General features: G+C 31.5%; 36 protein-coding genes and 7 pseudogenes. 22 read left to right on the top strand and 21 right to left on the bottom strand.

The window, feature by feature from the left end; translation table 11 throughout:
• Window positions 1-31 precede the first annotated feature (31 nt).
• The 4 genes from AZF37_RS02970 to AZF37_RS13130 all read right to left on the bottom strand — a co-directional run bounded on the left by AZF37_RS02970 (window position 32) and on the right by AZF37_RS13130 (window position 2,243).
• Entirely contained in the window at window positions 32-697 is a 666-nt protein-coding gene (locus AZF37_RS02970) for an MATE family efflux transporter (RefSeq protein WP_425425455.1), read from the bottom strand.
• A gap of 33 nt (window positions 698-730) precedes the next feature.
• Window positions 731-1,267: an MATE family efflux transporter gene (locus tag AZF37_RS02975; RefSeq protein ID WP_425425439.1), complete on the bottom strand. Its 537-nt coding sequence runs from the start codon at window positions 1,265-1,267 to the stop codon at window positions 731-733.
• A gap of 110 nt (window positions 1,268-1,377) precedes the next feature.
• Entirely contained in the window at window positions 1,378-1,848 is a 471-nt protein-coding gene (locus AZF37_RS13125; RefSeq protein ID WP_425425417.1) for a DDE-type integrase/transposase/recombinase, read from the bottom strand.
• A gap of 176 nt (window positions 1,849-2,024) precedes the next feature.
• The gene (locus AZF37_RS13130) at window positions 2,025-2,243 is read right to left on the bottom strand and encodes a transposase (RefSeq protein ID WP_088369221.1); all 219 of its coding nucleotides are present in this window, start codon (window positions 2,241-2,243) and stop codon (window positions 2,025-2,027) included.
• A gap of 37 nt (window positions 2,244-2,280) precedes the next feature.
• Here AZF37_RS13130 and AZF37_RS02985 point away from each other — a divergent pair, with 37 nt between their 5' ends.
• The 3 genes from AZF37_RS02985 (at window position 2,281) to AZF37_RS02995 (ending at window position 3,553) form a co-directional block, all read left to right on the top strand.
• On the top strand, window positions 2,281-2,469 hold the full coding sequence (locus tag AZF37_RS02985) for a hypothetical protein (RefSeq protein WP_088369513.1): 189 nt from the start codon (window positions 2,281-2,283) through the stop codon (window positions 2,467-2,469).
• Between the two features lie 189 nt (window positions 2,470-2,658).
• Window positions 2,659-3,213, top strand: a complete 555-nt coding sequence (locus AZF37_RS02990) for a hypothetical protein (RefSeq protein WP_088369514.1) — start codon at window positions 2,659-2,661, stop codon at window positions 3,211-3,213.
• Window positions 3,214-3,238: 25 nt separating this feature from the next.
• A complete protein-coding gene (locus tag AZF37_RS02995) occupies window positions 3,239-3,553 on the top strand; it encodes an AAA domain-containing protein (RefSeq protein WP_342668701.1) in 315 nt (104 codons plus the stop codon).
• A gap of 168 nt (window positions 3,554-3,721) precedes the next feature.
• Here AZF37_RS02995 and AZF37_RS03000 read toward each other — a convergent pair whose 3' ends face one another.
• From AZF37_RS03000 to AZF37_RS03045, 11 genes are all read right to left on the bottom strand, one after another.
• Window positions 3,722-4,063, bottom strand: a complete 342-nt coding sequence (locus AZF37_RS03000) for a Rossmann-fold NAD(P)-binding domain-containing protein (protein WP_088369516.1) — start codon at window positions 4,061-4,063, stop codon at window positions 3,722-3,724.
• Window positions 4,053-4,631: an NAD-dependent epimerase/dehydratase family protein gene (locus AZF37_RS03005; protein ID WP_088369517.1), complete on the bottom strand. Its 579-nt coding sequence runs from the start codon at window positions 4,629-4,631 to the stop codon at window positions 4,053-4,055. Before AZF37_RS03005 ends, AZF37_RS03000 begins: the two co-directional genes overlap by 11 nt.
• A gap of 195 nt (window positions 4,632-4,826) precedes the next feature.
• Window positions 4,827-6,599 (bottom strand): InlB B-repeat-containing protein, encoded by a 1,773-nt coding sequence (locus AZF37_RS03010; RefSeq protein WP_088369518.1) that lies wholly within the window; start codon window positions 6,597-6,599, stop codon window positions 4,827-4,829.
• Window positions 6,600-6,668: 69 nt separating this feature from the next.
• Window positions 6,669-7,010: a hypothetical protein gene (locus tag AZF37_RS03015; protein WP_162473850.1), complete on the bottom strand. Its 342-nt coding sequence runs from the start codon at window positions 7,008-7,010 to the stop codon at window positions 6,669-6,671.
• 110 nt (window positions 7,011-7,120) lie between these two features.
• Window positions 7,121-7,315, bottom strand: a complete 195-nt coding sequence (locus AZF37_RS03020) for a hypothetical protein (RefSeq protein WP_088369520.1) — start codon at window positions 7,313-7,315, stop codon at window positions 7,121-7,123.
• Window positions 7,316-7,366: 51 nt separating this feature from the next.
• Complete coding sequence (locus AZF37_RS03025; protein ID WP_088369521.1) at window positions 7,367-7,822, bottom strand: InlB B-repeat-containing protein; 456 nt, start codon at window positions 7,820-7,822, stop codon at window positions 7,367-7,369.
• The gene (locus AZF37_RS13135; RefSeq protein ID WP_162473851.1) at window positions 7,795-7,932 is read right to left on the bottom strand and encodes an InlB B-repeat-containing protein; all 138 of its coding nucleotides are present in this window, start codon (window positions 7,930-7,932) and stop codon (window positions 7,795-7,797) included. Before AZF37_RS13135 ends, AZF37_RS03025 begins: the two co-directional genes overlap by 28 nt.
• Window positions 7,933-8,232: 300 nt before the next feature.
• The gene (locus AZF37_RS03035) at window positions 8,233-8,550 is read right to left on the bottom strand and encodes a right-handed parallel beta-helix repeat-containing protein (RefSeq protein ID WP_425425456.1); all 318 of its coding nucleotides are present in this window, start codon (window positions 8,548-8,550) and stop codon (window positions 8,233-8,235) included.
• A gap of 6 nt (window positions 8,551-8,556) precedes the next feature.
• A complete protein-coding gene (locus AZF37_RS03040; protein WP_172793068.1) occupies window positions 8,557-8,985 on the bottom strand; it encodes a hypothetical protein in 429 nt (142 codons plus the stop codon).
• A complete protein-coding gene (locus AZF37_RS10300; protein WP_162473852.1) occupies window positions 8,939-9,103 on the bottom strand; it encodes a hypothetical protein in 165 nt (54 codons plus the stop codon). The genes AZF37_RS03040 and AZF37_RS10300 overlap by 47 nt, the downstream gene beginning before the upstream one ends.
• A gap of 110 nt (window positions 9,104-9,213) precedes the next feature.
• Window positions 9,214-9,513 carry a hypothetical protein gene (locus AZF37_RS03045; RefSeq protein WP_088369525.1) on the bottom strand — a complete coding sequence of 100 codons (300 nt, stop codon included), beginning with the start codon at window positions 9,511-9,513 and terminating at the stop codon, window positions 9,214-9,216.
• A 516-nt stretch (window positions 9,514-10,029) separates the two neighbouring features.
• On the opposite strand from AZF37_RS03045, the gene AZF37_RS03050 reads away from it, so the two are divergent.
• The gene (locus tag AZF37_RS03050) at window positions 10,030-11,634 is read left to right on the top strand and encodes a LapB repeat-containing protein (RefSeq protein ID WP_172793069.1); all 1,605 of its coding nucleotides are present in this window, start codon (window positions 10,030-10,032) and stop codon (window positions 11,632-11,634) included.
• A 559-nt stretch (window positions 11,635-12,193) separates the two neighbouring features.
• Window positions 12,194-12,403, top strand: a complete 210-nt coding sequence (locus AZF37_RS03055; RefSeq protein WP_088369527.1) for a TM2 domain-containing protein — start codon at window positions 12,194-12,196, stop codon at window positions 12,401-12,403.
• 223 nt (window positions 12,404-12,626) lie between these two features.
• On the opposite strand, the pseudogene AZF37_RS03060 reads toward AZF37_RS03055, so the two are convergent.
• Window positions 12,627-13,515, bottom strand: a pseudogene (locus AZF37_RS03060) (NAD(P)(+) transhydrogenase (Re/Si-specific) subunit beta); the annotation flags it as partial.
• A gap of 77 nt (window positions 13,516-13,592) precedes the next feature.
• A pseudogene (locus tag AZF37_RS12170) lies at window positions 13,593-14,704 on the bottom strand (NAD(P) transhydrogenase subunit alpha).
• A 334-nt stretch (window positions 14,705-15,038) separates the two neighbouring features.
• Between AZF37_RS12170 and AZF37_RS11450 the strand changes: the two are divergent.
• From AZF37_RS11450 to AZF37_RS11455, 6 genes and pseudogenes are all read left to right on the top strand, one after another.
• Window positions 15,039-15,410, top strand: coding sequence for a hypothetical protein (locus AZF37_RS11450; protein ID WP_245612028.1), 372 nt, complete (start codon window positions 15,039-15,041; stop codon window positions 15,408-15,410).
• Complete coding sequence (locus tag AZF37_RS03070; RefSeq protein WP_245612074.1) at window positions 15,314-15,967, top strand: magnesium transporter CorA family protein; 654 nt, start codon at window positions 15,314-15,316, stop codon at window positions 15,965-15,967. Before AZF37_RS11450 ends, AZF37_RS03070 begins: the two co-directional genes overlap by 97 nt.
• Window positions 15,968-15,987: 20 nt before the next feature.
• Window positions 15,988-16,365, top strand: coding sequence for a hypothetical protein (locus AZF37_RS03075; RefSeq protein WP_088369528.1), 378 nt, complete (start codon window positions 15,988-15,990; stop codon window positions 16,363-16,365).
• Between the two features lie 172 nt (window positions 16,366-16,537).
• Window positions 16,538-16,921, top strand: coding sequence for a CorA family divalent cation transporter (locus AZF37_RS03080; RefSeq protein WP_245612029.1), 384 nt, complete (start codon window positions 16,538-16,540; stop codon window positions 16,919-16,921).
• Between the two features lie 121 nt (window positions 16,922-17,042).
• Entirely contained in the window at window positions 17,043-17,219 is a 177-nt protein-coding gene (locus AZF37_RS12175) for a DUF5714 domain-containing protein (protein ID WP_162473853.1), read from the top strand.
• Window positions 17,216-17,539, top strand: a pseudogene (locus tag AZF37_RS11455) (DUF5714 domain-containing protein). Before AZF37_RS12175 ends, AZF37_RS11455 begins: the two are co-directional and overlap by 4 nt.
• Window positions 17,540-17,595: 56 nt before the next feature.
• On the opposite strand, the gene AZF37_RS13140 reads toward AZF37_RS11455, so the two are convergent.
• Both AZF37_RS13140 and AZF37_RS03085 read right to left on the bottom strand, forming a co-directional pair.
• Window positions 17,596-17,838, bottom strand: coding sequence for a hypothetical protein (locus AZF37_RS13140; RefSeq protein ID WP_425425441.1), 243 nt, complete (start codon window positions 17,836-17,838; stop codon window positions 17,596-17,598).
• Window positions 17,816-18,641 (bottom strand): annotated as a pseudogene (locus tag AZF37_RS03085) (MATE family efflux transporter). Before AZF37_RS03085 ends, AZF37_RS13140 begins: the two are co-directional and overlap by 23 nt.
• 412 nt (window positions 18,642-19,053) lie before the next feature.
• Between AZF37_RS03085 and AZF37_RS11460 the strand changes: the two are divergent.
• The 11 genes and pseudogenes from AZF37_RS11460 (at window position 19,054) to AZF37_RS12670 (ending at window position 24,604) form a co-directional block, all read left to right on the top strand.
• Window positions 19,054-19,549, top strand: a pseudogene (locus AZF37_RS11460) (ABC transporter substrate-binding protein).
• Window positions 19,550-19,619: 70 nt separating this feature from the next.
• Window positions 19,620-19,978 (top strand): annotated as a pseudogene (locus AZF37_RS11465) (ABC transporter substrate-binding protein).
• Window positions 19,979-19,981: 3 nt separating this feature from the next.
• Window positions 19,982-20,221: a hypothetical protein gene (locus AZF37_RS12655; protein ID WP_342668680.1), complete on the top strand. Its 240-nt coding sequence runs from the start codon at window positions 19,982-19,984 to the stop codon at window positions 20,219-20,221.
• Window positions 20,199-20,522: an ABC transporter permease subunit gene (locus AZF37_RS12660; protein ID WP_342668681.1), complete on the top strand. Its 324-nt coding sequence runs from the start codon at window positions 20,199-20,201 to the stop codon at window positions 20,520-20,522. Before AZF37_RS12655 ends, AZF37_RS12660 begins: the two co-directional genes overlap by 23 nt.
• 5 nt (window positions 20,523-20,527) lie before the next feature.
• Window positions 20,528-20,848, top strand: coding sequence for a hypothetical protein (locus AZF37_RS12665; RefSeq protein WP_342668682.1), 321 nt, complete (start codon window positions 20,528-20,530; stop codon window positions 20,846-20,848).
• Between the two features lie 146 nt (window positions 20,849-20,994).
• On the top strand, window positions 20,995-21,162 hold the full coding sequence (locus tag AZF37_RS03100) for a helix-turn-helix domain-containing protein (RefSeq protein WP_245612031.1): 168 nt from the start codon (window positions 20,995-20,997) through the stop codon (window positions 21,160-21,162).
• Window positions 21,163-21,681: 519 nt separating this feature from the next.
• On the top strand, window positions 21,682-22,248 hold the full coding sequence (locus AZF37_RS12180) for a metal ABC transporter substrate-binding protein (RefSeq protein WP_281178899.1): 567 nt from the start codon (window positions 21,682-21,684) through the stop codon (window positions 22,246-22,248).
• Window positions 22,249-22,279: 31 nt separating this feature from the next.
• A complete protein-coding gene (locus tag AZF37_RS12185) occupies window positions 22,280-22,615 on the top strand; it encodes a metal ABC transporter substrate-binding protein (protein WP_281178940.1) in 336 nt (111 codons plus the stop codon).
• Window positions 22,616-23,326 carry a metal ABC transporter ATP-binding protein gene (locus tag AZF37_RS03110; RefSeq protein ID WP_088369530.1) on the top strand — a complete coding sequence of 237 codons (711 nt, stop codon included), beginning with the start codon at window positions 22,616-22,618 and terminating at the stop codon, window positions 23,324-23,326.
• Window positions 23,319-24,149: pseudogene (locus tag AZF37_RS03115) on the top strand (metal ABC transporter permease). Before AZF37_RS03110 ends, AZF37_RS03115 begins: the two are co-directional and overlap by 8 nt.
• Window positions 24,150-24,202: 53 nt before the next feature.
• Window positions 24,203-24,604, top strand: coding sequence for a TIGR03943 family putative permease subunit (locus tag AZF37_RS12670; protein WP_342668702.1), 402 nt, complete (start codon window positions 24,203-24,205; stop codon window positions 24,602-24,604).
• Between the two features lie 461 nt (window positions 24,605-25,065).
• Here the strand turns inward: AZF37_RS12670 and AZF37_RS13145 are convergent, their stop codons facing one another.
• Window positions 25,066-25,206 carry an HXXEE domain-containing protein gene (locus tag AZF37_RS13145; protein ID WP_425425442.1) on the bottom strand — a complete coding sequence of 47 codons (141 nt, stop codon included), beginning with the start codon at window positions 25,204-25,206 and terminating at the stop codon, window positions 25,066-25,068.
• Window positions 25,207-25,282: 76 nt separating this feature from the next.
• Window positions 25,283-25,831, bottom strand: a complete 549-nt coding sequence (locus AZF37_RS03125; protein WP_088369532.1) for a beta-class carbonic anhydrase — start codon at window positions 25,829-25,831, stop codon at window positions 25,283-25,285.
• Window positions 25,832-25,876 lie beyond the last annotated feature (45 nt).

Here is a 25,876-nt window from a genome sequence, read left to right on the forward strand (position 1 = left end):
TACAACTGTTTAGGAGCAGTTGTTTTTTAACTTATGAGAGGGTAAAGTATCTCTTAATGTGTTTCAAGTGATAGATTCTTACGCCTAAGGAAATGAAAAAAGCACCTATTTCGGAAAAAGGAATAATTAAGTAAATGCCATTAACACCCAAAACATTTGGCAGAATAGCAGCTAAGGGGAGCACAAAAAGAAGGACTCTGCTACTAGTGATAAAGACTGCTTTCTTGGTATGGCCAATAGACTGAAAGTAGGTGGCCGTAAAAATATTATAGGCAGCAAAAGGCAAAGCATACATCATTAAATAGATAGCATTTTTAGTCATTTCTATTAGGTTGGGGTCGTGGGTGAAAAGCTTTGCAATTTGGGCAGGGAAAAGATAAAATATAAGCATATAGATAAAGGCAAATCCTATCGTAAAATAATAACCTCTCTTGGCAATTTTATTTTTTCTATCAATGAGATTAGCACCAAAATTATAACTTAGAATTGGTTGAGCGCCACCTGCAAAACCCATTGTAATCATACGAAAAACAGTAATACCATATCTAATAACGCCAAAACTTGAAACATAGAGTTCATTGCCATAATGAAGAAACAACTGATTGTGAATAATTAGTAGAAACATCGTTGTTATTTGGATAATAAATGAAGTAAATCCTGTTTGGATAATTTGGAAATAGCCAATGAAGGGTTTGATTTTTTTCTTTTAGTTTTCCAAATATTATGATTTTTAGAAAAATAGACCATTAAAATAAAAGCTATAAGCTGTCCTGTTACAGTAAAACATACTGACCATAGCTTTTCTTGGTTTTTCCATATTTTTTAATAAATCATTAAAAATAATGGGTGCTATATAGATTGGACTACCTATTGATAATATTCGAACAAATGTTTCGGCCATTGAAACAATTTCAGTATCTGTTCCTTTTTCTAAAAGTACCATAATATTACTAGTATAAAAGGAGCAAGTAAAAAGAATGATTGAAGCTACAATAAATAGAACAAGACCTTTATAAAGGTAATTTTTAGCAATAGAAGTATTTTTTGAGGCAATGTTTGGAAGAATGTCAATAGAGTAGATAGAAAAAGTGAAATTAAGTTTTAATAGAAGTGAAAAAATAGTCTTCTTTGGAATTAGGAGAAAGAATGTTATTAGCAGAGTGGGGACGTATAGGGGGTTGTAGAAGCCCTCAATGTGTTCAAAGCAGGAAAGCTTAATTTGAGCAAAGGAAGAAAAAGACCTACGAAGAATTTCTTCTTTTTTCATATATTTAAAAAGGACTCAACGACAGCATTGTCCCAAGGATGAGAAAGCTTAGAAAAAGATTGAATGATACCAAAAGAATCAAGGAGCTTTCTAAAGATAAAAGAAGTATATTAGGAACCTCTGTCAGAATGAAAAATAAGAGAAGTAGAAGGTTTTTGAGAATAAAAGGCTTTGATAAAAGTATCCTTAACAAGAGAAGTATCAATTTTAAGAGAGAGCTTCCAAGCAATAATTTTACGAGAAAATAAATCCATAATAACACAGAGATAAGCAAAAGAGGCATTTAAATTAATATAGGTAATGTCACTAGCCCAGACTTGATTGGGCTGAGGAACATTAAAATTTTGATTTAGGTAGTTAGGGCAATCAAAATTGGGAATAGACCTCGGATGAATAAACCGAAGTTTGATAGTAGGCATTTTAGGAAGATTCATGTCAGTCATCAGGCGGCTCGCTCTACCAATACTGATGTTGATGCCATAGTCATAGGAAAGAAGAGCCTTAATCTTAGATGGGCCAATACGTCTCTTAGTAAGATGACAAATCTCCGAGAATAAGCTGACGGAGTTTTTAATTCTCAATAGTTCTAGGAGAAAGTTTTTCCGAAAAGTATTTGTAATAGGAGCTGCGGTTCACTTTAAGGACATGACAAAGAAAAGAGATAGCGTGCTGAAAACGAAGGGTATGAACAGCCATTAATCTTTGTCTGAGTGAGGCGTGAATATGGCAATTGCTTTTTTTAAATGATATTTTCCTCCTAGAGTCGAGCATTACGCTTTTGAAGATCCTTAATCTGCTTAGCGGTTAGAATAGTATCATCATCAATTCTAACCTGAGAATAAAGTTTAATCCACTTGTGTAAAGCAGACATGGAGACACCATATTCTTTAGAAAGTTGGGATTGAGTTTTACCGTTTTGGTGTAAATTAACAATACTTTTTTTAAATTCTTCATCGTATTTCTTGTAATTATTCATAATTTTATCCTTTCTTATGTGTCTACTTATTTAAAACATGTTTCACTTTTTCCTGTCTACTTTTTTAGTATATATCCAAACTAAAGATGAATATATTGGGATTTTAGAAGAATTAAAGAATCATAAAGCAGGTTTTATAGATGTATTTGGGAATATAGAGAATATGGATTTAGAGATTGTAAATGAAGATGTAGATAAAAAATTCGCTATTATGAGTTTTGGTTAGCTGTTCACTATTATGAAGCTTGTTGGGCTCTAAAAGAAGATCGATTAACTGAAGGGCAAAAAGGCAGAACCTATCAGAATGTTCTTGAAAATTTTATAGTAGAATTTCCCTAGTATCGTTTTGTTTGGTTATGACTTTATATATATTACCTAAGTATTTTTTAGCTTATGGCAAAGAAAAAATAGTTATATGTATAATCATATCGACTTATTAATTATTGATGAAGCAGGTCAGGTTTCTCCTGAAATTGCTGCATGTAGCTTTGGCCTTGCCAAAAAAGCATTAATTGTTGGAGACGTACATCAAATAGAGCCAGTCTGGGGAATGAGTAGTAGGATTCTTGATATTTCTTTAGCTAATGCCAAGGTTATTATGGATTATTCTCAACTTGAAGATAAGGGGTTAACTACAAATAATTCCAATGTAATGAAAGTTGCTAGCAATAGTTGCTATTATGAAAAATTTCATCAAAGAGGTTTATTTTTAAGTGATCATCGACGTTGCTATAATGAAATAATTGGTTATTGTAATGATTTAGTTTACAATGGACAATTAATACCTTTGCGAGGAAGTGGTGTTGATAATTCACCAGAATGTCTATCTTCTTGGTCACATATGGGATACTTTAATATTGAAACAGATGCTTCTTCTAAGACTGGAACAAGTAGAGTCAATAAAAAAGAGGCTATTGAAATAGTTGAATGGCTATTGTACAATTTACCAAATATAAAAAGCCTATCCTAATAAAAAATTAAATGAAATTATTGGTATTATTACGCCTTTTAAAGCTCAGGCTCAGTATCTTAGAAAGAGGATGGAAGAAAAGCTAAGTGAAGGTGATTTCATAAATGTTGGTACTGTTCACACTTTTCAAGGTTCAGAAAGACAGATTATTTTATTTTCATCAGTCTATGGTAGCAAAGAGAGTTGTTTCTTTATTGATAATAGAAAAAGCTTAATAAATGCAGCTGTTTCTAGAGCAAAAGATTATTTTTTCTTATTTGGCGCTATTGATTGTTTAAAAGATTCTCAAGGTAGTGCGAATGAGTTGCTTAAAAGTTATATTAGTGAAAATTCATTATAATAAACTGTATGATGTAGTATATATTTTTTAATATAAATGCTATTTGCGTTATTTCTTTGTTTTTTTAATTTTTGCTTCAATGCCAATTGTCTTTAGCCAGTTAACTGTATCTTTTAAAGTTTCTTCCATAGGCCTAGAGTTGTATAGTCTAATTCAGTATCAGCCTTCTCATGGGTAAAAAAGACCATTGCTTTTTAAAACATGGAGAGAGTAGGGGTTATATAAAGGTGGTTTTTTTAAAATTTTATAATAAAGTTCAGCAAGAGGTGCTGTTAGTTTTGCAAACCAGTAAGGAAGAATGCTTCTTAACTTTTTCTTTCCTGTAATTGTAGAAAGCATATCTAATAGTTCTTTAATGGCATAGTATTTATTGGAAAGGATAAAGGTTTCTCCAATAGTGTTTCTATCTGCTGCAGCAATAATCCCTTGAGCTACGTCTCTCACATCAGCGAAATCATACCCTCCTCGCACAGCAGAAGTTATGCTTCCTTCAAGATAATCAATAACCAATTGTGTTAAATACCCTTTTTATAGTCATTGGGGCCAATGAGACCTGTTGGATGAACCATACAACCTGGAATCCGGCATCTAATTGTTCTATAAACCACTGACTCGTTTCAGCTTTTGTTTTTGCATAAAGGCCTGTTACTTCGTCTGGTGAGAATGTTCTGACTTCTTGCATAATTTCACCTTTATGTTTTTCGGCAATAGCATGGGCAGAGCTAACATAAACCATTTTTTTAACTTGTGCTTCTTGGCAATAGTTGACAATATTTTGTGTTCCTATAAAATTAACATCCATAACAAATTTTTTATTATCTGTAGCAATATTTACTATTCCAGCACAATGAATTACAATTAAATCTTCATTATGGGGATTATCAAAAAAATTTTTCAAGCTTTCTTTTTCAACAACATTTCCTTCAACAGATTCAATTGGCATGTCCTTTAGCATAGATTGATTATCTGTAGGCAACACTAAAGTACGAACAGCTTTATTAGCTTTTACTAATTTTTTTAAGATGTTAAATCCAAGATGACCTGTGGCTCCTGTTAGTAAATAAATGGCTTTAGACATTTTGCACCTCCAAAATACTTCTTATTTCAATTATAGCAAGGTATAATATTTTAATAAAGAAAAATACTTAATTACATTACTAATCCATACAAAGAGGCCTATTAATTTGAGGCTGATTTCTGAAGCATAATAATTAATCCTAGAGAAGATAGCAGAGACTCTAATATAAATTCTCTGCTATCTTCTTAATATTTATTATTTATTTTTGTGTTGTTTCCTATTAAAGACGTATAAGACAAGTGTCAAAGTTCCTGTTAAGATTGCAATATAAGCAATAATGTTATTAGTATTACCTGTTTTTGGTAATGCAATTGATAAAGTACCAGTTTGACTGTTTTGACTATCTTCTAGATTACTAGTTACTGATTGTTCATTTTTCTGCCATTTTGCGTACAGTGTTATGTTATCGTTAACACTATCTTTTTCAAAATTCCAATTATTATTTAGATTGGTGTCTTTATGCCAACTAATGAAAGTATATCCTTCTTTTGTTGGGTTTTCTGGTTTAGTAATAGTTTTGCCTTCTTCTATATTATTGATAGAATTAATAGCTGTTCCACCATTTGATTCAAAGCTTACAGTATAATATTGAGTTGATTTATTCCACTTTGCATACAATGTAATGTCTTTCTCAGCTACATCTTGTTGAAAATTCCATAATGTTTCAAATGTTGGTTCTTTATACCAACCCTCAAAATCATGATTTATTTTTGAGGGTGATATTGGTTCTGTAATGATTGAACTGTGGGGGACTTCAAGTATTGGATTTATATCCATCCCTCCATTGGTTTCAAAAGTTACAGTATGGGTTTGGATTTTATCCCATTTAGCATAAAGTGTTAAATTTTCTGTAGTATCTGTATTAAAATTAAATGCTTCCGTTGCTTCCTTATCTACAAACCAACCTAATAAAGTATAACCTGCTCTTGTAAATTGACTAGTATCAGGTTCTTCAATTTTTGCTAGTGGATGGCAGTATTGGTTTATTCTATTGCCACCTTCATAATTTTCATCAAGAATTATTGTTTTACCAACATTAATAGGATTAACAGAATAGGAAATGGTTTTATTATTTGATGTTTTAAAGTTAATGCCATAAACAATGCCATAATGGGCATTGTCCCATTGACCTGTTAACCAGCTATAGAGATTGAATGCACGAGGCGCCTTTACAATAAAGTCAATTACTATTTCACCATTTTCAACTCGATATTGATCAATGGAAAAAGTTCCTTGGAATCCGTTGATTGTAGTAAAACCAACACTGCTTATCTCTCCTACATTTTTAATATTAGTATGTAAGGTCATTTTCTTTACTGTTTCATCATTAACTGTTTCAGTCCAATAATATTGAGTAGGAATATTATTTTTTAAAGAGCTTGCTCCAGTGAAATAGGTCTTGTCAATAATTGGTCCAAAATCAGTTACATAGGTATCATTGAGATTTAGTGAAGTTAAATTAGGTAAAGTAGCAATTGATTCAACATTATTTAGTGAGGCACTGTATAAAGAAAGATTTTTAAGCCGTGTTAGATTTCTAAGGAAATCAAAAGAGGAATCATCAACTTCAGGAAAATCCCCTAATGTTAAATTTTTTAATGATGTAAGTCTTCCTAGTCCAGCAATATCAAAGTGTGTACGTGGAGAGTAAGAGTATGCAGCATTTTGTTGCGTTCCAGTTATTGTTATATACAGATTTTCAAGTTTCCCTAAACTGCTTAAAGGTAATAAATTAATATTATTATCTATTGGAACCATCATTACTGATTCAATTGGACCATCATTAATTTGCATATTTAAAAGTTTTGCAGTAGTGTTATTTCCTGAAAAGAGAGTGTTATTTATTGTTAAGCCTGTTAAGTTTTCCAATTTTCCAATATTAGCTAAAGCTTCTTCAGGAATAATAGAATACATTATTTGTAAGTTTTGTAAGTTTTGTAAGTTTTTTAAATATTCAATACCTTCCATAGAATCTATCTTTAAATAGTTATTTGAGGGATTATTTCCTGAATATAAATTTAGTAAAGTGATGGTTTCTTATTCAGCTTTTGTAGCTGAATAAGTTTCTAAAAGAGAACCGCTTTTTCCTAAATGTCTATTAATTACTTTCCGAAAATTAATATCCTTAATTAAATAAGTGCTTTCTTCTTGGTTTGTTGCAAATGCAGCGGACTGTAAGTCCTTTGATTCTTCAGCACTTAAAGAATTTTCTTGAGATTTTGTTGTATTATCAGAAGGCTCATACGCTTTTTCTGTATTATTAGGTAAAGTGGATTCTATTATAATATCATCTTTATCTAATATATCTTCAGTTATGCTTATTGTTTCATGTTTTGTTATAGATTCTGCATAGGTTCTTGCCGAGGGTATAGTGCCCATCGGCAGAATTAAACTAAATGCTAATATCCCATACAAGAATCTTTTGGATATTTTATTTCTCATTTTTTGTTTACTAGTACCTTTCAAAGCAAATCATTAATTTGCTTATTTTATTTATGTTTTTTTGAGAAGGCTTTTCTACAGACAATAAAGCCTAATCCGAGAACCAATGCTCCCATAAATAGAGCTTCGAAACCACCAGTTTTTGGTAATGGAGCTGTAGTTGTTGCCCCAATTTTATTTGAGTAATCAGGAAGGTCAGTATTTGGGATTGGTCCTGCTCCAATCTGTTCATTTTTTGCCATTGTGCATGGAGTGTTATATCAGAAGCTGTGTTAAAAGTGTAAATTTCATTGTCAGAAAAATCTACAGCACCATCTTTTACCCAAAGACCAGCCTTTAAAGATGTAGCCCTCTCTTGTATATTTATTTTCAAAAAGAGGCTTGCTTTCACCGTAAGTATAGTCTTTATTATCCATAGTACCTGTACCGCCATTGGCATCAAACTTCACATTATAGTGATTTGGACTCCGCTGAGCAAAAAGGATAGTATTTTGAGGATCCATTGTTCTTGTATTTAAATCCCAATATTCTCCTTGGCCTCTAGTTTCAACATTCCAATCTTCAAAAGTATAACCCTCCCAAGTTGGATTTTGTACGGGACTAATTGCAGAATCTTTTGTTAATATTTGGGTAGCTGGTGGTATTCCAGGCGCACCATTTAAGTCGAATTCTAGACTATAAGTTCTCTCAGTACATTTAGCGTAAAGGGTAATATCGGCAGTTACTGTATTGCTATCGAGAAATTCCATTCATTTGCAAAAGTTCCATTATCTGTGAACCAACCACTAAATAATAAGTCCTCTTTTGTTGGAGTACTTGGCATTGTTATTAAAGAACCTTCAACAACTGTTTGCGACAATAATATGCTTCCTTCATTAGAATCAAATGTTGCAGTAACATACTTTGGTGCTTTATAAGCTCCAATATCGCTTAAAGGTATTTTTCTAATATTGCCATTTTGAGCTACATTTAGAGAACGTCCAGTATCAATTTTTCCATATGCAGGTCCATCTGCTTTAATTGGAGCTACATAGTTTGAGTTAGATACTTTTTCAAGTGTTGTACTTGTATATGCAGTAAAGACATCGAAACATCATTTATAACTGGTTCAGCTGATGTTTTACGGGCTAAATTTGTCCCTGTGTATGTAATTGTTCCACTAGCATAAGTAAGGGGTACCAGATAAAATGGAATCCTTAATTGTAATGCTAGGATTTGTTCCATGCGTTGAAGCGCCATTGGAAATTAGCGTTGAGGAGTCGATTGTTGTACTTGAAGAATACACGCTTACTCCGTTTCCTGCTAAAGAAGCTTTATTTCCTACAAAAGTACTATTGATAATTTGGTGATTTCCATTGGAATTTTCATAGTATATAGCACCACTATATTTTCCAGCTGAATTATCAATAAAAGTACAATTAGTTACTTTTGAATTATTCGTTGTCATGAAAGCCAGTGCGCCTCCATTATTTGTCAGTGATCGTTATGCTTTATTTCCTTTAAATAGTACATTATCAATAAGCGCAGACGTTAAGTTATTTGTACCATAGATTCTAAAAGCACCACCAGTTGTCCGCGAACCGGTAGCATCTAATACATTGTTAGTGAAAATACTATTTGCAATTTCAATTGATGTGTTAGGAACGCTAGGTTGTTTGACGCTAATAGCACCACCATACTGATTGTTGTTGCCAATACGCTCGTTACTATCAAATACAGAATTATTAATACGGATATTGCCGCTGTTTTCTGAACTAATAGCACCGCCATCACCATAGATTCCTACACTGTTTCCGCTAAAACTTGAACTTTCAACCGTTAATGTTCCACCAGTTACACGAATAGCGCCACCACCACTAACGCCATCATTTGTATAGTTGGTTTGTAAAAGCACAGTTAGTAGCAATAACATTATGAGCTGAGACACCACCATTTAGGCCTTTTGTTCCGTTAATTTGGATATTACTGAGATTTAATGTTCCATTTTCAAGACGAATAAATCTAGGTGCACCTGTAACGCTAATAGCCATTGTAAATTGTGTAGCAGGTTGTCCATTGCCATATTCTAGGGCACCAACTAAAGTAACAGTAATGCCAGCAGTGTTTTTAATTTCTGAATCAAATTCATAGGATCCTTGATCTAAGTTAATTGTAATATCACTAGTTGCATTTTCAATTTGTGTTTAGGGGTTGTTGCATTAGCAGAAGTAGGCGCAATACTTTGAAATGCCTCTATTGTTACTTTTTCTATGTTAGCATTTTGATTTTCTGTAATTGTTTTTACTTCTTCAAATTCTTCTTTATTATTGGTTTCTAATACCTCTGTAGTTTCTTTTTCAGTTGATTTTTCTTCCATATTAATAGACTCTTCCGTAAGGGTAACAGTTTCTTCTTTTGCTTCATTTGCAAAAACCCCTAGTGGAAAAGTAGCTAGTAACATGAAAACAACTAGAAAAATAGAAACTACTTTTCTAATGTTTTTTGTTTACCATAATCATACCTCGCTATCCTTCTTGTGATCTGTTATTCTGATTCTTTTTGCTTAGACTATCCTCTCTCACCCTAAATTTAATTTAGAATCATTCTAATAATATAAACAATATATCTAATTATATTGTATCATAATTGTTTAAAATAGTCTATATTTATTGTACTTTTTATTAAGTCAATTTGTTTGAAAATTATTTTTTGTCTTCAAAAATACTTTGGATAAAGGCTTTTCACAATGAAATGAAGAAAATGATTATTATTAATAATTCCTAATGTGATAAATATAAATTAATTATATAACCATATGAAATTTCAAAAAAATTTGATTTTAGGAATAAAAGTCTATAAAAAAATGACTTATTTATATTTTAGTGCTATAATTTGCCTATAGATTAATTATTAATATACGGAGGAATGAAAATGACAAAAAATGAAAAGGATTGGGTTAGTATTGTTTCTTAGTTTTATGTTAATCTTTAATACTGGATTATCATTATTAGCTGGAACTCAAAAAAACCTACCAGGGCCAACTCCAATTAATCAGGTTTTTCCTGACAGTATTCTTGCAGAGAAAATGAGGGCTAGCTTATGTAAAGGAGCTGTTACGGATTTAGTAACTCAAAGCGAATTAGATGCTCTTACCAGTGTTGATGTTTCAATGAGTCAAGGAACACCTAAGGAAGACAATATTCAAAGTATTGAAGGTTTTGAATATATTCATAATGCTACAAATGTTGGTATTGGTGGAACTGCTGTAACAGATTTAGCACCGCTAGGAACTATGACTAGTGTTAAAAATTTAATATTAGCAGCGAGTACAGTCGTAGATATTAGCCCCTTAGCTAATTTAGTTAACTTAGAATATATTTATGGTAGTTATACTGATATCAAGGATCTAAGTGCATTAGCCAATTTAACAAAACTGAGTACTTTAACCTTGTTTAATACTAAAGTAGAAGATGTAACACCATTAAGAAATTTAACAAATCTGACGAGTCTAAATGTAGTTGCTTTTGTTAAAGATTTTACACCTATATTACATTTAACCAATATTAAAAGTTTAAATGTTAGAGGCGATGGAATAACTGATCCTAGAATTTTTAATAGTTTAACTAATTTAACTAGTATACAAATTTCAAATCAGAGAATTACTCTAGATTCATATACTGTAGGTTCGGATGGAAAAGCTACTATAACTAATCCAGTAGTAGATAGTGATGGAAATCCTATTGATGCTGTTAATATTTCAGATAGTGGTACCTATAGTAATGGTGTATTAACTTGGGAGAACCTTAATGCTCCAGAGCCAGCAGTGGCTTATGAGTTTAGTAAATCCATTGTAATTAATGGTTTGACAACAACCTATAATGGTAACGTTTTAATACCTTTAGAATTTGATACACAAGCACCTGTTATTCAAAGTGATTCTGAAATTACCTATACAGTTGATGCAACTGTATCAGAAAGCGAATTCTTAGATAATATTAATGCATCAACTGATGACGGTTCACCAATAACGAGTGATTTTACTACAGCAGTTAACTTAAGTACTATTGGTGATTATACTGTAACATTAAATTCTGTAGATGGTGCTGGTAATAAAGCAATACCTGTTACAGTAACTGTCCACGTAGTTAAAGCTGAAAAAGCCCCTGTTATTACATGTGATAAGGAAGTAACTTACAAGCTTAATAGTACAAAATCAGAAGCAGAATTCTTAAAGGATATCCATGGTTTAACAAATGATGGTTTTCCAATTACAACTGATTTTAATGCAGTAGTTAATATGAATAAAGTAGACGACTATAGGGTTACCCTAAATGCAGAAGATGCTTTAGGAAATAAAGCTATTCCAGCTACTGTTGTTGTTCATGTTGTTTCTGATGGAACACCTGTTAATCCTAATGATAATAGTGACATTACTAAAGGTGTTTTAAATGGATTACCTAAAACTGGAACTATGAGCCCCCTTGATTTATTTAGGAGGATTGGGTTTATTAGCAGTTGGAACAGCTTTAATTTACAAGAAAAGAAAAAACAAATAATTAGAAAATCAATTAATCTAGAATAATAATAATCCCCACTTTCAATTTGAAGTGGGGATTATTATAACTTCACTAGAGAAGCATTCTTATTTTAATCGCCCCATGAGCTTTTTACAATATCAATCAAAATTGATATCTAAGAATATCTTGAAACTGTCCAAAAAGCTTTCAATAACATCTAGTGTCACCTAGATAGTGTCACTAGATGTTTCATCCTTATCGCTATATTTTTAGTTGCCTTATAGAACGTTAAACTGAAAGCTCATATATCTTGGACTTTTTTAAGCAGTTCATGTTTTAATAATCCATTTTCATATTTTCTCACTTTTTTCTAGTATACAGTAGAAGATGGTCAACACATCTTTTTGTGTCAGCCATATGTATACCACTTCAGTCTAATAGTAATGTCTTTTTTAATATCTTTAGGCATATTTATTTGCTGAATTATTTCAGATGGTTTTTGTAATCAATATCATGTTTTTATAGATTAAAATTTAATAACTTGACGATATAATTTATTGACATTAATTAATTTTTTTTGATATAATTGCTCAGGTAAATTAAGTTGAAAGTAGGTTTAAAATTATGTCATCAAAATCTCGTTTAGTAGCACTTTTATTATGCTTATTCCTTGGTGGATTAGGCATACATCGTTTTTATGTAGGTAAAACAGGCACTGGTATTATTTATCTTTTTACATTCGGTTTATTTGGACTTGGTTGGGTAATTGACTTCATTATGATTTGCGTAGGAAGCTTTACAGATAAAAGAAGAGACTTTGTAAAAAATTGGTAATTTTTCATAGAATAACTCAAAATAAATGAAAAATATCAATGCGAATAAAAAACGGGCGTGATGCCCGTTTTTTTGCTAAGTAAAATAATTAGTTAAGGATAAATGGTTCTGATTTTTTTAAAATTTAAATTCATCTTTTCTATTAAAAAAAATAATTCTATTATTATCCCTTATATCTTGTTTAAATGGCAATAAGTTATTTCTATTTATTGAATGAATAGCTTCAATTATATATTAAAAAAGTAGGCACAAGAGAAAGGAAAAAATTATGAATAATTATAAGAAATAATTTATAAAAAGCAAAAACAAATAATAATTTTTTTAAGGTTTCTTTTGCATCTCCTAAGAGTAGTGTAACGCCTTCTTCTTTTTCATAGAGCGGGTTATCAACGCCAGCATAACCTGGTTTTGTATCAAAGTTACAGATTACTGTCTCAGGTGCTTCATCTACATTTAAGATAGGCATACCGCGCAAATAGGTGTTCCTTCAGCGCTTTTTGCTGCAGGATTTATAACATCGTTGGCACCAACAACAATAGTCATATCACAGTTTTTGAATTCAGAATTAACTGCATCCATTTCCCAGAGCTTATCATAAGGAATATCAACTTCACAGAGAATAACATTCATATAACCAGGCATTCTGCCTGCTACTGGATGAATGGCAAAAATAACTTCAGTCCCTTGGGCTTCAAGTTGGTCTGCAAGTGACTTAACTAAACTTTGAGCTTGAGCAAGTGCCATACCATATCCAGGAAACAATAATGACTTTTTGGCATTCTTGAGAATGGTAGTAAATGAGTCACTATCATTAAGAGCCTTGTTTTCTGCTTTAGTTTCTATTGAAGGAGCAGGGCAGGCATCACTAACCGATGTTTTTCCTGTTAGGATTTCTCCTAGTTTCCGATTCATGCTAGAACACATAATCTGTGTTAGCAATAAGCCAGAGGCGCCTATAATACCTCCCACTGCAACTAAGGATCACCTATGGTCATTCCAGCAATGGCTCCTGCTATATCACTTAGTGAATTTAGTAGGGAAATAGTAATTGGCATATCAGCTCCTCCAATGCGGATTGAGAAAATAATACCAAATGCTCCACTTAAAATAATAGGATTCATTTTTACCCTCCTTTTAAATATAAAAGGAGGCTTGAGAATGAGTTATCATTCTCAAGCCTCCCTATTGATTATACTGTTTTTCCCATTGCTCTTAGTGTTCCAGCATGAGTAATTTTTCCATCTTTAGTCACTAAAATAGAGGCGATGATTTCATCATCTAAATCTAAATGTATTTTCCCATCTTTAAACATTACTTGCATAAGATTATAAACATTTTGAGCAAACATCCATGTTGAGCTTGTTGCAAGTAATCCGGGAATATTTTTAATACCTTGAAGTGTTACACCATATTTTTCAATTACTTTTCCTGATGTTGTAATATCACAGTTTCTACCTTGGTCAATGAAAATATCCGCAATAACTGAACCTGGCTTCATTAATTTAACCATATCTTCTGTTATTAATATAGGAGCAACTTTTCCAGGTATAAGTGCACTTAAAAATACAACATCCATATTACCTAGGTTTTCAGCTAAAATAGCTCTCTCTTTTTTAACCATTCTTCACTAAGACTTTTTGCATAACCTCCTGTGCCAACACCAACATCTGCTGGAATATTTATATCAATTGTTTTTACACCTAAGCTTCCAGCTTGTTCAACAGCATCAGGACGTGTATCTATGGCATAAACATTTGCACCCATGCGTTTAGCGGTAGCAATTTGCTTGAAGACGACCACCTACACCGCTACCAATAACAAGAACATTAATCGGTTTAATCATTCCAACTGCTGTAAATATTTGAGGTACAAATTTAACTAAATCATTCATAGCCATTAACATACCCCTATAACCTGCACAAGTGCTCATGGAAGTTAGTGCATCCATATTTTGAGCTCTGGAAATTCTAGGTATGCTATCTAATGTTAATCCAATAACACCCTTTTCAGCCATATTAGTAATCATTTCATGATTGGCTGGTGATGCTGGATGAAGGAAGGCAATTACATACTGACCTTTATGCATCATATCTACTTCATGTAGGTTTTTGCTTCATTAAACTGAGGTTCTTTTACTTTAAGGATAATATCAGATTTTTGAAATAAATCTTCTGAGTCATCTATGATGGTGGCACCAGCCTTCACATAGTCACTGTCTGAATAAAAAGTTCCTTCACCAGCTGATTTCTCTACCAGAATAGAAAAACCTTCTGCAACATATTTTTCTACTGTTTCTGGAATGGCAGAAACCCTTTTTTATCCGAACATAATTTCTTTTGGAATTCCAATGGTCATTTTAGTTCCTCCTTTTTTAATATCCATATATTAAAACTATTAAATAATAGTTTATTGGAATTATTTTAAGGTTTAAAATTTAAAAACTTGTTTTAAATTTATGAAATAAGTGTCGATAAATATATTTGTTTATTAGAGCATTATTTTCTAGTTAACTTATTTTAGCATATTCTATGAGACTTAGGAATGAACTTTTATTAGATATTTTGAAATGCTTATAGAGTTGACTAGGTCATAGATATTAGATAGGATGAATACAGAATAGAGGGAGGAATTTAAAATGAAATTTTACCATTTAAAAACAAAGCAAGATATTATGGAGGTGGATCAAAAAGAACGTTGCTTTATTTTATGTGATAGAGATAACTTTAATACTATTTTTGAGCAATTTAGAATAATAAAACATAATGAAAATCGAGAACAGGATTCAATCGACACCATTCACTTCGAAAGTCACTTTGACTATGATGTAATCTCGTTTTCTTTTTTTTTGAATGGATTGAGGGGGCATTTGAATTTGAAAAAGTTTATTTATATTTTAGCAAAAAATATGTTATTTTTGTTTGCGACCAAAATGAAAACTTATTTAATGACGTTGTTGGTGATATTAAAATGGATGCAGAAATTCAACCTAATGGTATTGACACATTAACATATGTTTACTATAAGAGTTTAGATCATATTTTAACTAAAATGTTTATCTGCTTAGAAAACTTTGAAGATGCTATTGTGGCTCAAGAAAAGGATTTAATGAGCAAAGGTATTGAATGCAGTGTTGAAGATATTGCTCAAATGAAATCTACTTCTTTTGAAGCTAAAAGATATTTACGATTATTGACATATATTGGGGATCAGATACTCAGTAATGATAATAATTTAATAAGTGAGGTAAATTTGAAATATTTTAAAAATATTTCAACTAAGATTAATAGACTCTATGAATTTGGAACGAATTTGCATGAGAAAACAGAACATCTAATGGATTTATATAATACTTCTGTTAGTGAAAAATCGAATAATTTTTTAAATAAACTAACAATAATAACAGTTTTTGCTACACCTATTGCAATTTTTACAGGCTTATATGGAATGAATTTTGTAAATATACCAGAGCTTCAATTTGAGTATGGTTATTTTATTTTGTTGGGTGTACTATTTATTATTTTATGTGGAATTTTTGTTTATTTAAAAAAATCAAAGATGTTGTAGTGTAATAGGAGAGGAATATTATGGTTGTTTATAATTTTACTAAAAATGAAATGCATAATAACATAGAATTGATAAAAAGTAATACAGATATTTATTTTGTTGTTGCAGGATATAACGATAAAGAAAAGCTTCAAACTATTTTTGATTTTCATGAATTTCAGGAAAATCAGGAAACCTTAGATCAAATGATTCGTTTTCAAATATACGAATCATTTGATTTTGTAAGCTTATTGTATATGGATTTAGATGGAAAAGAATTTATACATTCAAAAGTAAACTTATATTTAAGTAAACATGTTTTAGTTGTTTTAACAGATAATATTGAGTGGATTGAAGAGCTGTTGTTTAAAGAAATACAAGAATGTTTAGATAATATTTTTATAGGAAGAGAAAAATAAATCATTTATATTATCATGTATTTCATTATATGCTTCATGAAATGTTTTTAAAACTAGAAGTTTTTGAGACTATTTTAATTGCTAAAGAAGATAGTTTAATGAACCGCTTTGAAAAAGTGATTTTTCAAGCTTAAATGCTTTAAAGAGGACTGCTAATGATATTAAAAAGAATATGCGTTTATTATCCTATGTAAGTGATGAGATTGTTGCAAATGATGGTGGGTCATTATTAGATAGCTATATTGCTTTATTTAAAAGTATTAATATACGTACTAAGAAAATATATGAATTCTCAGTATCTCTTCAGGAAACCACTATGCATTTATCAACAGTTTATGATAGTAGGATTGATGAACAGACAAATTCTTTTATTAACACATTTACTGTGATAACTATGTTTGTTACACCATTGACATTAATTAGTAGTTTTTATGCAATGAATTTCATAGGGACACCAGTAATTAATTTTAAATATGGTGTTTTGGTTTTTATAGTAGTATGTTTAATAATAAGTCTAACAACATTAATTTTGAAAAAAATAAATGGATTTAATTAAGGTTGTAAAAAGTTCTAATAAAAATATCTTGTTACAATTGGGCATAAAGATGGGCGAATAATTTGCTGGTTGTAATCATATTAATGACTTTTGTGTTATTGTTTTCGAAGAAAATAAATCTATGGGACCTGTTTTTTTAGGGATAAAAATTATGGAACATCCTGAATTTCTTATGTATTATCCATTTCATCATTGTTTAGTGCCAGCAGTTATGCTGACAGCAACTTTTAGGCAACAAGGGAATTCTAAAGAGGCACTTGGGAAGAAGGTCTACAGAGAAACTTTCAAAATGTATTGAAAGGTTTTTGTGGATTTTATGGAAATTGTGGAGCTACTGTTGGTTTAAGTCAATTAATGAGCATTTTAACAGAAACAACGCCTTGCTCTGAGTCTATTTGGGGAATTAGCAATATGATTACTGCTAAGAGTTTAATAAAAATGACTGAGTTAGGTTGACCTTGATGTTGTAAAAGAAATAGTTTCCTTGCCTTTGAAGAAGGCTGTTCTTATTTAAAGGATACATTAAATATTGAATTATTAAGACCGGTAAGTATTGTTTGTGCTTTTAGTAGTAAAAATAATGAATGTAAAAAAGAGGCATGTCCTTTTTATATTTAAGATAATGATGTAAATGCAAAAGCTAGAATATTTATTAATTATAGCTTTTGTTATATCTATTTATTTACAGCGTTCTTTAGATTTTTTTCTTTACTCCGTAAATTTTTAAATTCTTTTCTAACAAGAAAAATACAAAATATTACAATAACGACATCTATTAAAAATGAGCCATAGTAAACATCGCTTACACCGATTGCCATTGGCAAAAGTATCATAACAGGAATATAGAAAATAGCCTGTCTTATAATGCCTAATAACATAGCTGGCTTAGCTTTATTAATAGCTGGGAAGAACGTCATTCCTAAGAAAATAATTGAAAGGAATGGTACTATATCGTATAATTGTTTTCAGAATATCTCTATCGAAGTTAAAGGCGAATGGGTTTGATTTAAAGGAGACTTTACCTTTGGCAAAGTAAACAAAGCCTAAAATAGCATAAACTAGCATACCAATATTGGTACCCCAAGCAGCGCCTTCGACACCAAATCCTAAAAGGGCTATTAAAATGTAATTTGAGACTATATTAAATAGTAAGCCTACTCCCATAATTACTGCAGCGAGTTTCATTTTACCTTCACCGCGAATAATCATATTGCTACCTAATCCATAGATAACGAATATGGAACCAAATAAGGTTACTCTAAAATAGCTAACACCCATTGAAAGGGCTTCCCCAGATCCTCCCATCATTTCAAGTAGAGGGTTTGCAAAGATAAAAGCAATCAGCGCAAAAACAAGAGAAATAATCAGTGTCAGTGTATTTACATTACCTAATATTTTTTTGAACTGTTTCATTATTTGCTCCTAGGGCAATACTTAGGGCTGAACCTGCACCAACACCGATTAAGGACCCCGGTGAAAGGGTTATTTGGGTAAGTGGATAGGCCAGTGAGATTCCAGCTAAGGCAATTTCGCCTACATAATTATCTACAAAAATACCATCGACTACGGCATTAAAGCCATATAGTACCATGGCAATTATGGCAGGCCAAGATAATTGAAACATTACCTTCCAAAGATTACCATTCAAAATGAAATTTTTTTGTTTTTCTTCAGTAGTAAAACTTTTAATTTTTTTATTGTGTACTTCAGTTTTTTCCATATATACTCTCCTAACTGTATATAAAGATATTTGTTGTTATTTAAGCATACTACAAAGAAAGTGAGAAATTCAATAGATGTTAACTTTCATCTTAATAAAGATAGAAAAAATTCTATTAATAAGGGGAACCATTATTAGTTAAAACTAACTTTTGTATAACCTTAGAATCAGCTGGATTTCTAGCTTTTTTGATATAATTTTGACATAATTCTTAATGTAGAGGTACTAATTGACGGGTGCTTAAGAGTTTCTTTTAAAAAGAAGCTCTTTTATATATTTATGATGAACATAGGAGATGCTTTCTTACTAGTTTATTTTTAAAAAATTTATATTTCAAATACTAAATTTAGTTAAAAAAGAAACAGGAGAGTGGAAGATGAAGAAAATTATATTATTTTTATTAATTGGACTTATGGCAATCCCTTTAATAGGCTGTAATAGTCAGCAGGACAACGGTAAAGTAAAGTTAGGTATTCTACAGATTATTGATCATCCATCTTTAAACCAGAGCAGAGAAGGTTTTATTGAAGAATTAAAAAATCTTGGATACACTGAATGGGATGATTTAGAAATTGATTATCAAAATGCTCAGGGTGATGCAGCTAACTTAAAAAGCATGAGTACTAAACTTGCAAAAAAATTCTGATTTAATTCTTGCAATTGGAACACCGAGTGCTCAAACAGTGGCTAATGAGACAAAAGATATTCCAATTTTATTTACTGCAACAACAGATCCTGTTGAAGCTGGATTAGTTAAAAATATAAATAATGTTGGTGGCAATATTAGTGGAACCAGTGATATGCCCCCTGTTAAAGAGCAACTTACTTTATTAGAAAATATTATACCAGGAATAAAAAAGTTGGCTTGCTCTACAATGCTGGAGAAGCAAATTCAAAAGTTTCAATAGATATTGCTAAAAAAGAATTAGCTGCTAAGAATCTTAATGTTGTTGAAAAACAGTAACTAATCCTAATGATATTAAACAAGCGGTTGAAGTTTTAGCTGGAGAAGTAGATGGTATTTATATTCCAACAGACAATGTAGCGGCCTCAGCAATGCCAACAGTTGGAGATGTAGCTAAAAAAATAAAGTGCCTGTTATAACTGGCTCAACAGACATGGCTTTAGAAGGTGGCTTAGCAACTTATGGTATTGACTATAATGAGCTAGGAAGACAAACAGCAGTAATGGCTGTTAAGATTTTTAAAAAAGAAGCAAAAGTTCAGGACATGCTTGTTGAATACGCATCAGAAAATGTCCTAGTAGTAAATGAAGAAATGGCTAAAGCCCTTGGAATAGATCCAGCATCTATTATTGCAGTCGGTTTAAGTAAATAAATTATGGATATAGTATTAATTACAACTATTAATGAGGCGCTCCTCTGGTCAGTAATGGCTATTGGTGTTTTCATTATGTATAAGATTCTGGATATTCCAGGCTTATCAGCAGAAGGCGTATTTCCTTTAGGCGCTGCAATATATGCATCTCAGGTTGTTGCAGGCGCTTCTCCTGTTGTGGCTACAACGTTAGCTGTAGTAGGGGGCTTTTGCAGGTTTAGTGGCAGGTTTGATTCATACTAAACTAAAAATTCCTGCATTATTAACAGGCATTTTAGTAATGACAGGTCTCTATACTGTGAATATTAAGGTGATGGGTTCAGGTAATATTTCTTTACTGGGCAAAGAAAATTTAATGGATATGATTAATTTTCTACCAGAGGATTTTGCAACAATGATGTTAGGCGCTATTATTGTGTTAATTGTCATTATTTTGCTTTATCTATTTTATAGAACCCAAATTGGATTGGCATTTATTGCTACAGGCAATAACCCAATTATGGCTCAAGCCAATGGTATCAACATTAATTTAATGAAATTATAGGTTATATGCTTGCTAATGCTCTTATTGCATTAAGTGGCTCACTAATTGCTCAAAACAATGGCTATTCTGATATTTCCATGGGTGTTGGAGTAATTGTTATTGGTTTAGCAGCTGTTATTGTGGCAACTGTAATTTTCAAAAATGTACCTTTTATGGCTCGGCTATTTACAGCGGTTTTAGGTGCCTTTATTTATAGGGCAATTATTAGTTTAGTACTGCTATTTAATATTGATCCTATGTATTTAAAGTTAGTGTCAGCCATTACACTAACTCTTCTATTAACTTTATCCAATATGGGAATCTTTAAAAAGAAGAGGAAGGGATAATACGATGGCTGTTATTTTAGAAAATATTCATAAGACATTTAATATGGGATCCATTAATGAGAACCATGTTCTAAGAGGTCTTAATTTAAAGCTTGAAAAAGGGTGTTTTTGGTATGTCTATCTATGCCTATCTAAGAAATTATCGCATGCATAGAGCAGCTTTGATGCTTAAAGAAAGTAAGGATATTATCACATGTATTGATGGAGCCGTTGGCTATGATAATCCTAGTAAATTTGCAGCTGCTTTTCGCTCTATTATGAAAAAGTCCCCTAAAGAATATAGGGATTCTATTATTGAGACTGAGGAGATTTGAAGTATGATAAGTATTTCAAATGTAAAAGTTTTTTCGGAAAACAAAAGTATTTTAAGATTCTTTTGTTTTTGTTTAGTAGACAATGGTGATTATTAAAAAAATATGATAAACTAAGAGAAGGTTTAAAAGTTTAAACAAATTTTGCTAGAGGGGGATTCTTAAATATGAATAATAAAAAATCAATACTGAGAATATTATTGGTTTTAGTACTTATTTTAATTTTCTCTAACCTAGCTATTTCTTCAATGTTCACCGCATACAATTAAACATAATTGTAGCGGTGAACATTGCACTGTTTGTATGACTATTAAAATAAGTTTCGAAAGAGCTAGAGAGCTATTGCCTACCTTGGATGGTTTCCAATCGATTTCATTTGTCATTTTAGTGTTTCTTAGTCAGTGTATAAAACTTTTAGTAACACGGTTTAAGATTACTTGTCTCGTTTCCTTGAAAGTTCAATTTAATAATTGATTCTTAAATTTTTATACGTGCAAAAATAGAAATTTAAGGAGATTTTAGATGAAGAAAATAATAATAGTACTATCAGTCATCCTTTTAGGAATGACTTTATTTGGTTGTACAGAAAAACCAAACAAGAACAATGAAAAAACCACAATAGTAACGACTCTCTATCCTCAATATGATTTCGCTAAAGAAATTGCAGGTGATAAGGCAGAGGTTTTATTGCTAATTCCACCTGGCGTTGAAACCCATTCATTTGAGCCTTCACCTAAGGATATTATTACTATAAATGAATCAGATTTGTTTATTTACACAGGTGAAAAAACGGAAGTTTGGGCAGCTAAAATAATAGAAAACATACCCAAAGAAACAGTAGTAGTTGATGTGTCTAAAGGGATTAACTTAACTAAAAATGAAAACCATGAAGACCATGACCATGACCATGAGGATGCCCATCATCATGAATATGACCCTCATATTTGGACCAATCCAGTTTTCGTAAAAACTATGGTTCATAATATTGTAGATGGCCTCGTAGAAAAAGATTCAGAAAATACTGATTACTACAGGCAAAATGGTGATAAATATATCGAAAAGCTAGATGCATTAGACCAGGGAGTTTAGAACAATTGTTGCAGAAGGCAAACGTAAGAATATTTATTTTGGCGGTCGTTTTGCATTAGCTTATTTTACTGCTGAATATGGCTTAGAGGCTCACTCTGCTTATGCCAACTGCTCTGAAGAAACAGAACCAAGTGTTCAGGATATGTCTACAATGATTGATGAAATGAAAGCAGAAGGGATTCCAGTTGTGTATTATGAAGAGTTAACTGAGCCAAAAGTTGCTCAAACTATTAGTGATGCTACAGGAGCACAGATGTTAATGTTTCATACTTGCCATAACGTTTCTTTAGATGATTTTCAAAGGGGCATTACTTATTTTGAAATTATGTATCGCAATGCTGAGCACTTAAAACAGGGGTTGCAATAAATGGATACTTTATTAACTTGTAGTAATTTGGGCGTTCAATATGGCAGCAAAGTTGTTTTAAATAATATTTCATTTACAGTTAATAAAGGAGACTATATAAGTATACTTGGCAACAATGGAGCAGGTAAAAGCACTCTTTTAAAGGCTGTTTTAGGTTTGGTATCAAAAGCTAAGGGGGAAATACTATTCCCTTCTATTACTAATACTGAAATAGGCTATTTACCTCGACAGAAAAATCATCAGAAAGATTTTCCAGCTTCTGTTTTTGAAGTGGTTCTTTCTGGCTGTCTTAATAAAAAAGGCTTATGGCCTTTTTATGGTTCAGCTGATAAAAAGAAAGCAAAACACTTTATGGAAAAACTAAAAATCAGTGATTTACACAGTAAATCTTATAGAAATTTATCAGGAGGACAACAGCGAAGGGCTTTATTAGCTAGAGCCCTTTGCGCTACTGAAGCTATTTTATTTTTAGATGAGCCTGTTGCAGGTTTAGATCCTTTAGGAACAGAAGCTTTCTATTTATTGTTAGAAGAAGTAAATAAAGTTGATGGAATGACTATTGTAATGGTTTCACATGATTTAACTAATGCTCTTAAGTACAGTAATAAAATTGTTCATTTAGATAAGGAGCTATTATTTTTTGGGGCTGTGGCAGACTACCAGAGAAATAAAGTATATCAAGAAATGATTGGAGGTACTATAGATGCCTGAAATTATTTTTGATTTATTTTCTCACGATTTTATTGTTAGGGCAATGGTAGGTCGGTTTATTAGTTTCTGTTTGCGCAGCACTACTTGGTGTAAGTTTGGTTTTGAAGCGCTATGCTATGATTGGTGAAGGCTTGTTCCAAACGGTTTTGGTACTTTAGGTCTTGCTATGGCTCTTAATTTAACACCATTAGCTGTTTCCATTCCCATTGTTGTTTTAGCAGCTTTCCTACTTTTAAGAATTAGTGAAAATAGTCGTATTAAAGTGGATTCAGCTATTGCATTAATTTCCAGTAGTGCAATGGCCATAGGGGTTATTGCAATGTCTGTTACGCAAGGGATGAATACTGATGTTTGTAACTATATGTTTGGCAGTATTTTAGCGATGAGTAAATTTGATGTTTACCTCAGTGTCACACTGTCAATTGTAGTGATGATTCTCTTTATTTTCTTTTATAATAATATTTTTGCTATTACTTTTGATGAGGGTTTTTCAAAAGCCACAGGTATTAAAACAGAAAGATACAGCATGTTAATTGCATTACTGACAGCATTGACCATTGTTGTAGGCATGCGGATTATGGGTGCTTTAATGATTTCTAGTTTAATTGTGTTTCCAGCCATGACTAGTATGAGAATTTTTGGCAATTTTAAGCAAGTAATAATTGCTTCAGCAATTATTTCGGGATTTTGTTTTTTCTTAGGCATTTTAGTATCATTTGTGTTAAGCATTCCAACAGGAGCAAGTGTTGTTGCAGTCAATTTAATTGGTTTTGTATTTGCCTGTAGTATGAGCTTGTTTAGAGAGAGGAAAAAGGAGGGATAGAATGAAAAAAACTGAGTAAAGTTCTATTAATCCTATTATTAACCCTAGTTTGTATAGGGTATAGTAATAAGGAAGAGACTACTACAGGTGACGGCAATGTTATTGAAATCAAAGAAAATCTATTTATTGCTCAATGTAATGATGTTTATGCTAATCCTAATGATTATTTAGATAAGACTATAAAGTACGAAGGGGTTTATACATTGGTGAAAGGGCCTAATTCAGATAAAATTTATAAAATTGTAATTCGCAATGGACCAGGTTGTTGTGTTGGAGATGGTCAAGTTGGATTTGAAGTAGATTTTGAAGGGGATCCCCCAAAGGCTAATGACTGGGTTGAGGTTGAAGGTAAAGTAGAAAAATATGTAGATGAAGGTGGTTTTGAAACTATAAAGTTGAAGCTAGATTCAATCAAAGTTTTAAAAGAGAGAGGGCTGGAATCCGTTGTTCATTAAATATATATCAGTAGTAAATATTCAGATAACCTGTAGGCTATCTGAATATTTTTTATTCCTTAACTAATTTTTTTCCCTAAGAAAAAGCAAATTTAAGATTTAATATAATTGTTATTGCAGCAATAGGGATTAAGAATAAAAATACAAGCCAATTTGTTTGTGTATTTTCTGTCAAATAGATAATGACATAGATTGAATAAAGTGAGGAAATAATGCCTGTGCCTACTGCTGGAATATACATTTTAAGATAAATTGATTGTATAATATGAACTTATAATATGGAGTACATAGCCAATAACGATACTGATGAATAAAGGGTACCACTGAAATAGAACACATAACAATAATGCTATAGATAAAAGAACAAATTCTTCAAAGACAGCAAATGAAAAAAGTGCCTGACTATGGCTAGCGGAACCTTTTACCATTTTATAAAAAACTTAGGAGTTCTTTCTAAAATTTTATTTAGATTTTTTTGTCCAAGTAGTTAGGCAAATGATTTCTTCAAATTCGTGAATCATAAAGGCTACTAGAAATAGCCAAATGATAGTTTCTATACCCATTGTCTTTCCTCCATTTTCATATTTATTTAATTGTAACATTTTTAGAATGTTTTAACAGCATTAACCCCCCTAGAAATTAATTATTCTAGGGGGGTTAAAACACTTCTTCGTTATATTATTTTGCGTATCGTAGAGCTCCTGTTTCAGGGTTAATAACCATACCTGTTACTCGAACATCATCAGGAACTAATGGATGATTTTGAACTAGATTTACACTGTTGAGAACAGATTCATTTACATCTTCAAATCCTTGGAGCACTTCATTTAAGTTAATGCCAGAATTTCTAATAGTATCTAGTGTTTCTTGCTTGATACCTCGCTCCAACATTTTATCCAAAACATAGGATTTATCAACACTAGCCATACCACAATGGTCGTGGCCAATAATGAGCACATCTTTAACATCGAATTCATAAATTGTAATGAGAATACTCCTCATTGTACTAGCGAAGGGATGGACGACAACACCTCCAGCGTTTTTAATCATTTTAACATCGCCATTGTTAAGACCAAGAGCTTCTGGTAGTAATTTTGTTAAACGAGTATCCATACAAGTTAGAATTACAATTTTTTTATCAGGGAATTTAGAGGTGATAAAGTTTTTGTATCCTTCGTTTTTTACAAATTTTTTATTATATTCTAAGATATTATCTAAAGTATCCATTCCATTACTCCTTATTATTCAGCGTAATATTATAATACAAAATTA

The organism is endosymbiont 'TC1' of Trimyema compressum (genome assembly GCF_001584725.1).
Lineage (GTDB): Bacteria > Bacillota > TC1 > TC1 > TC1 > TC1.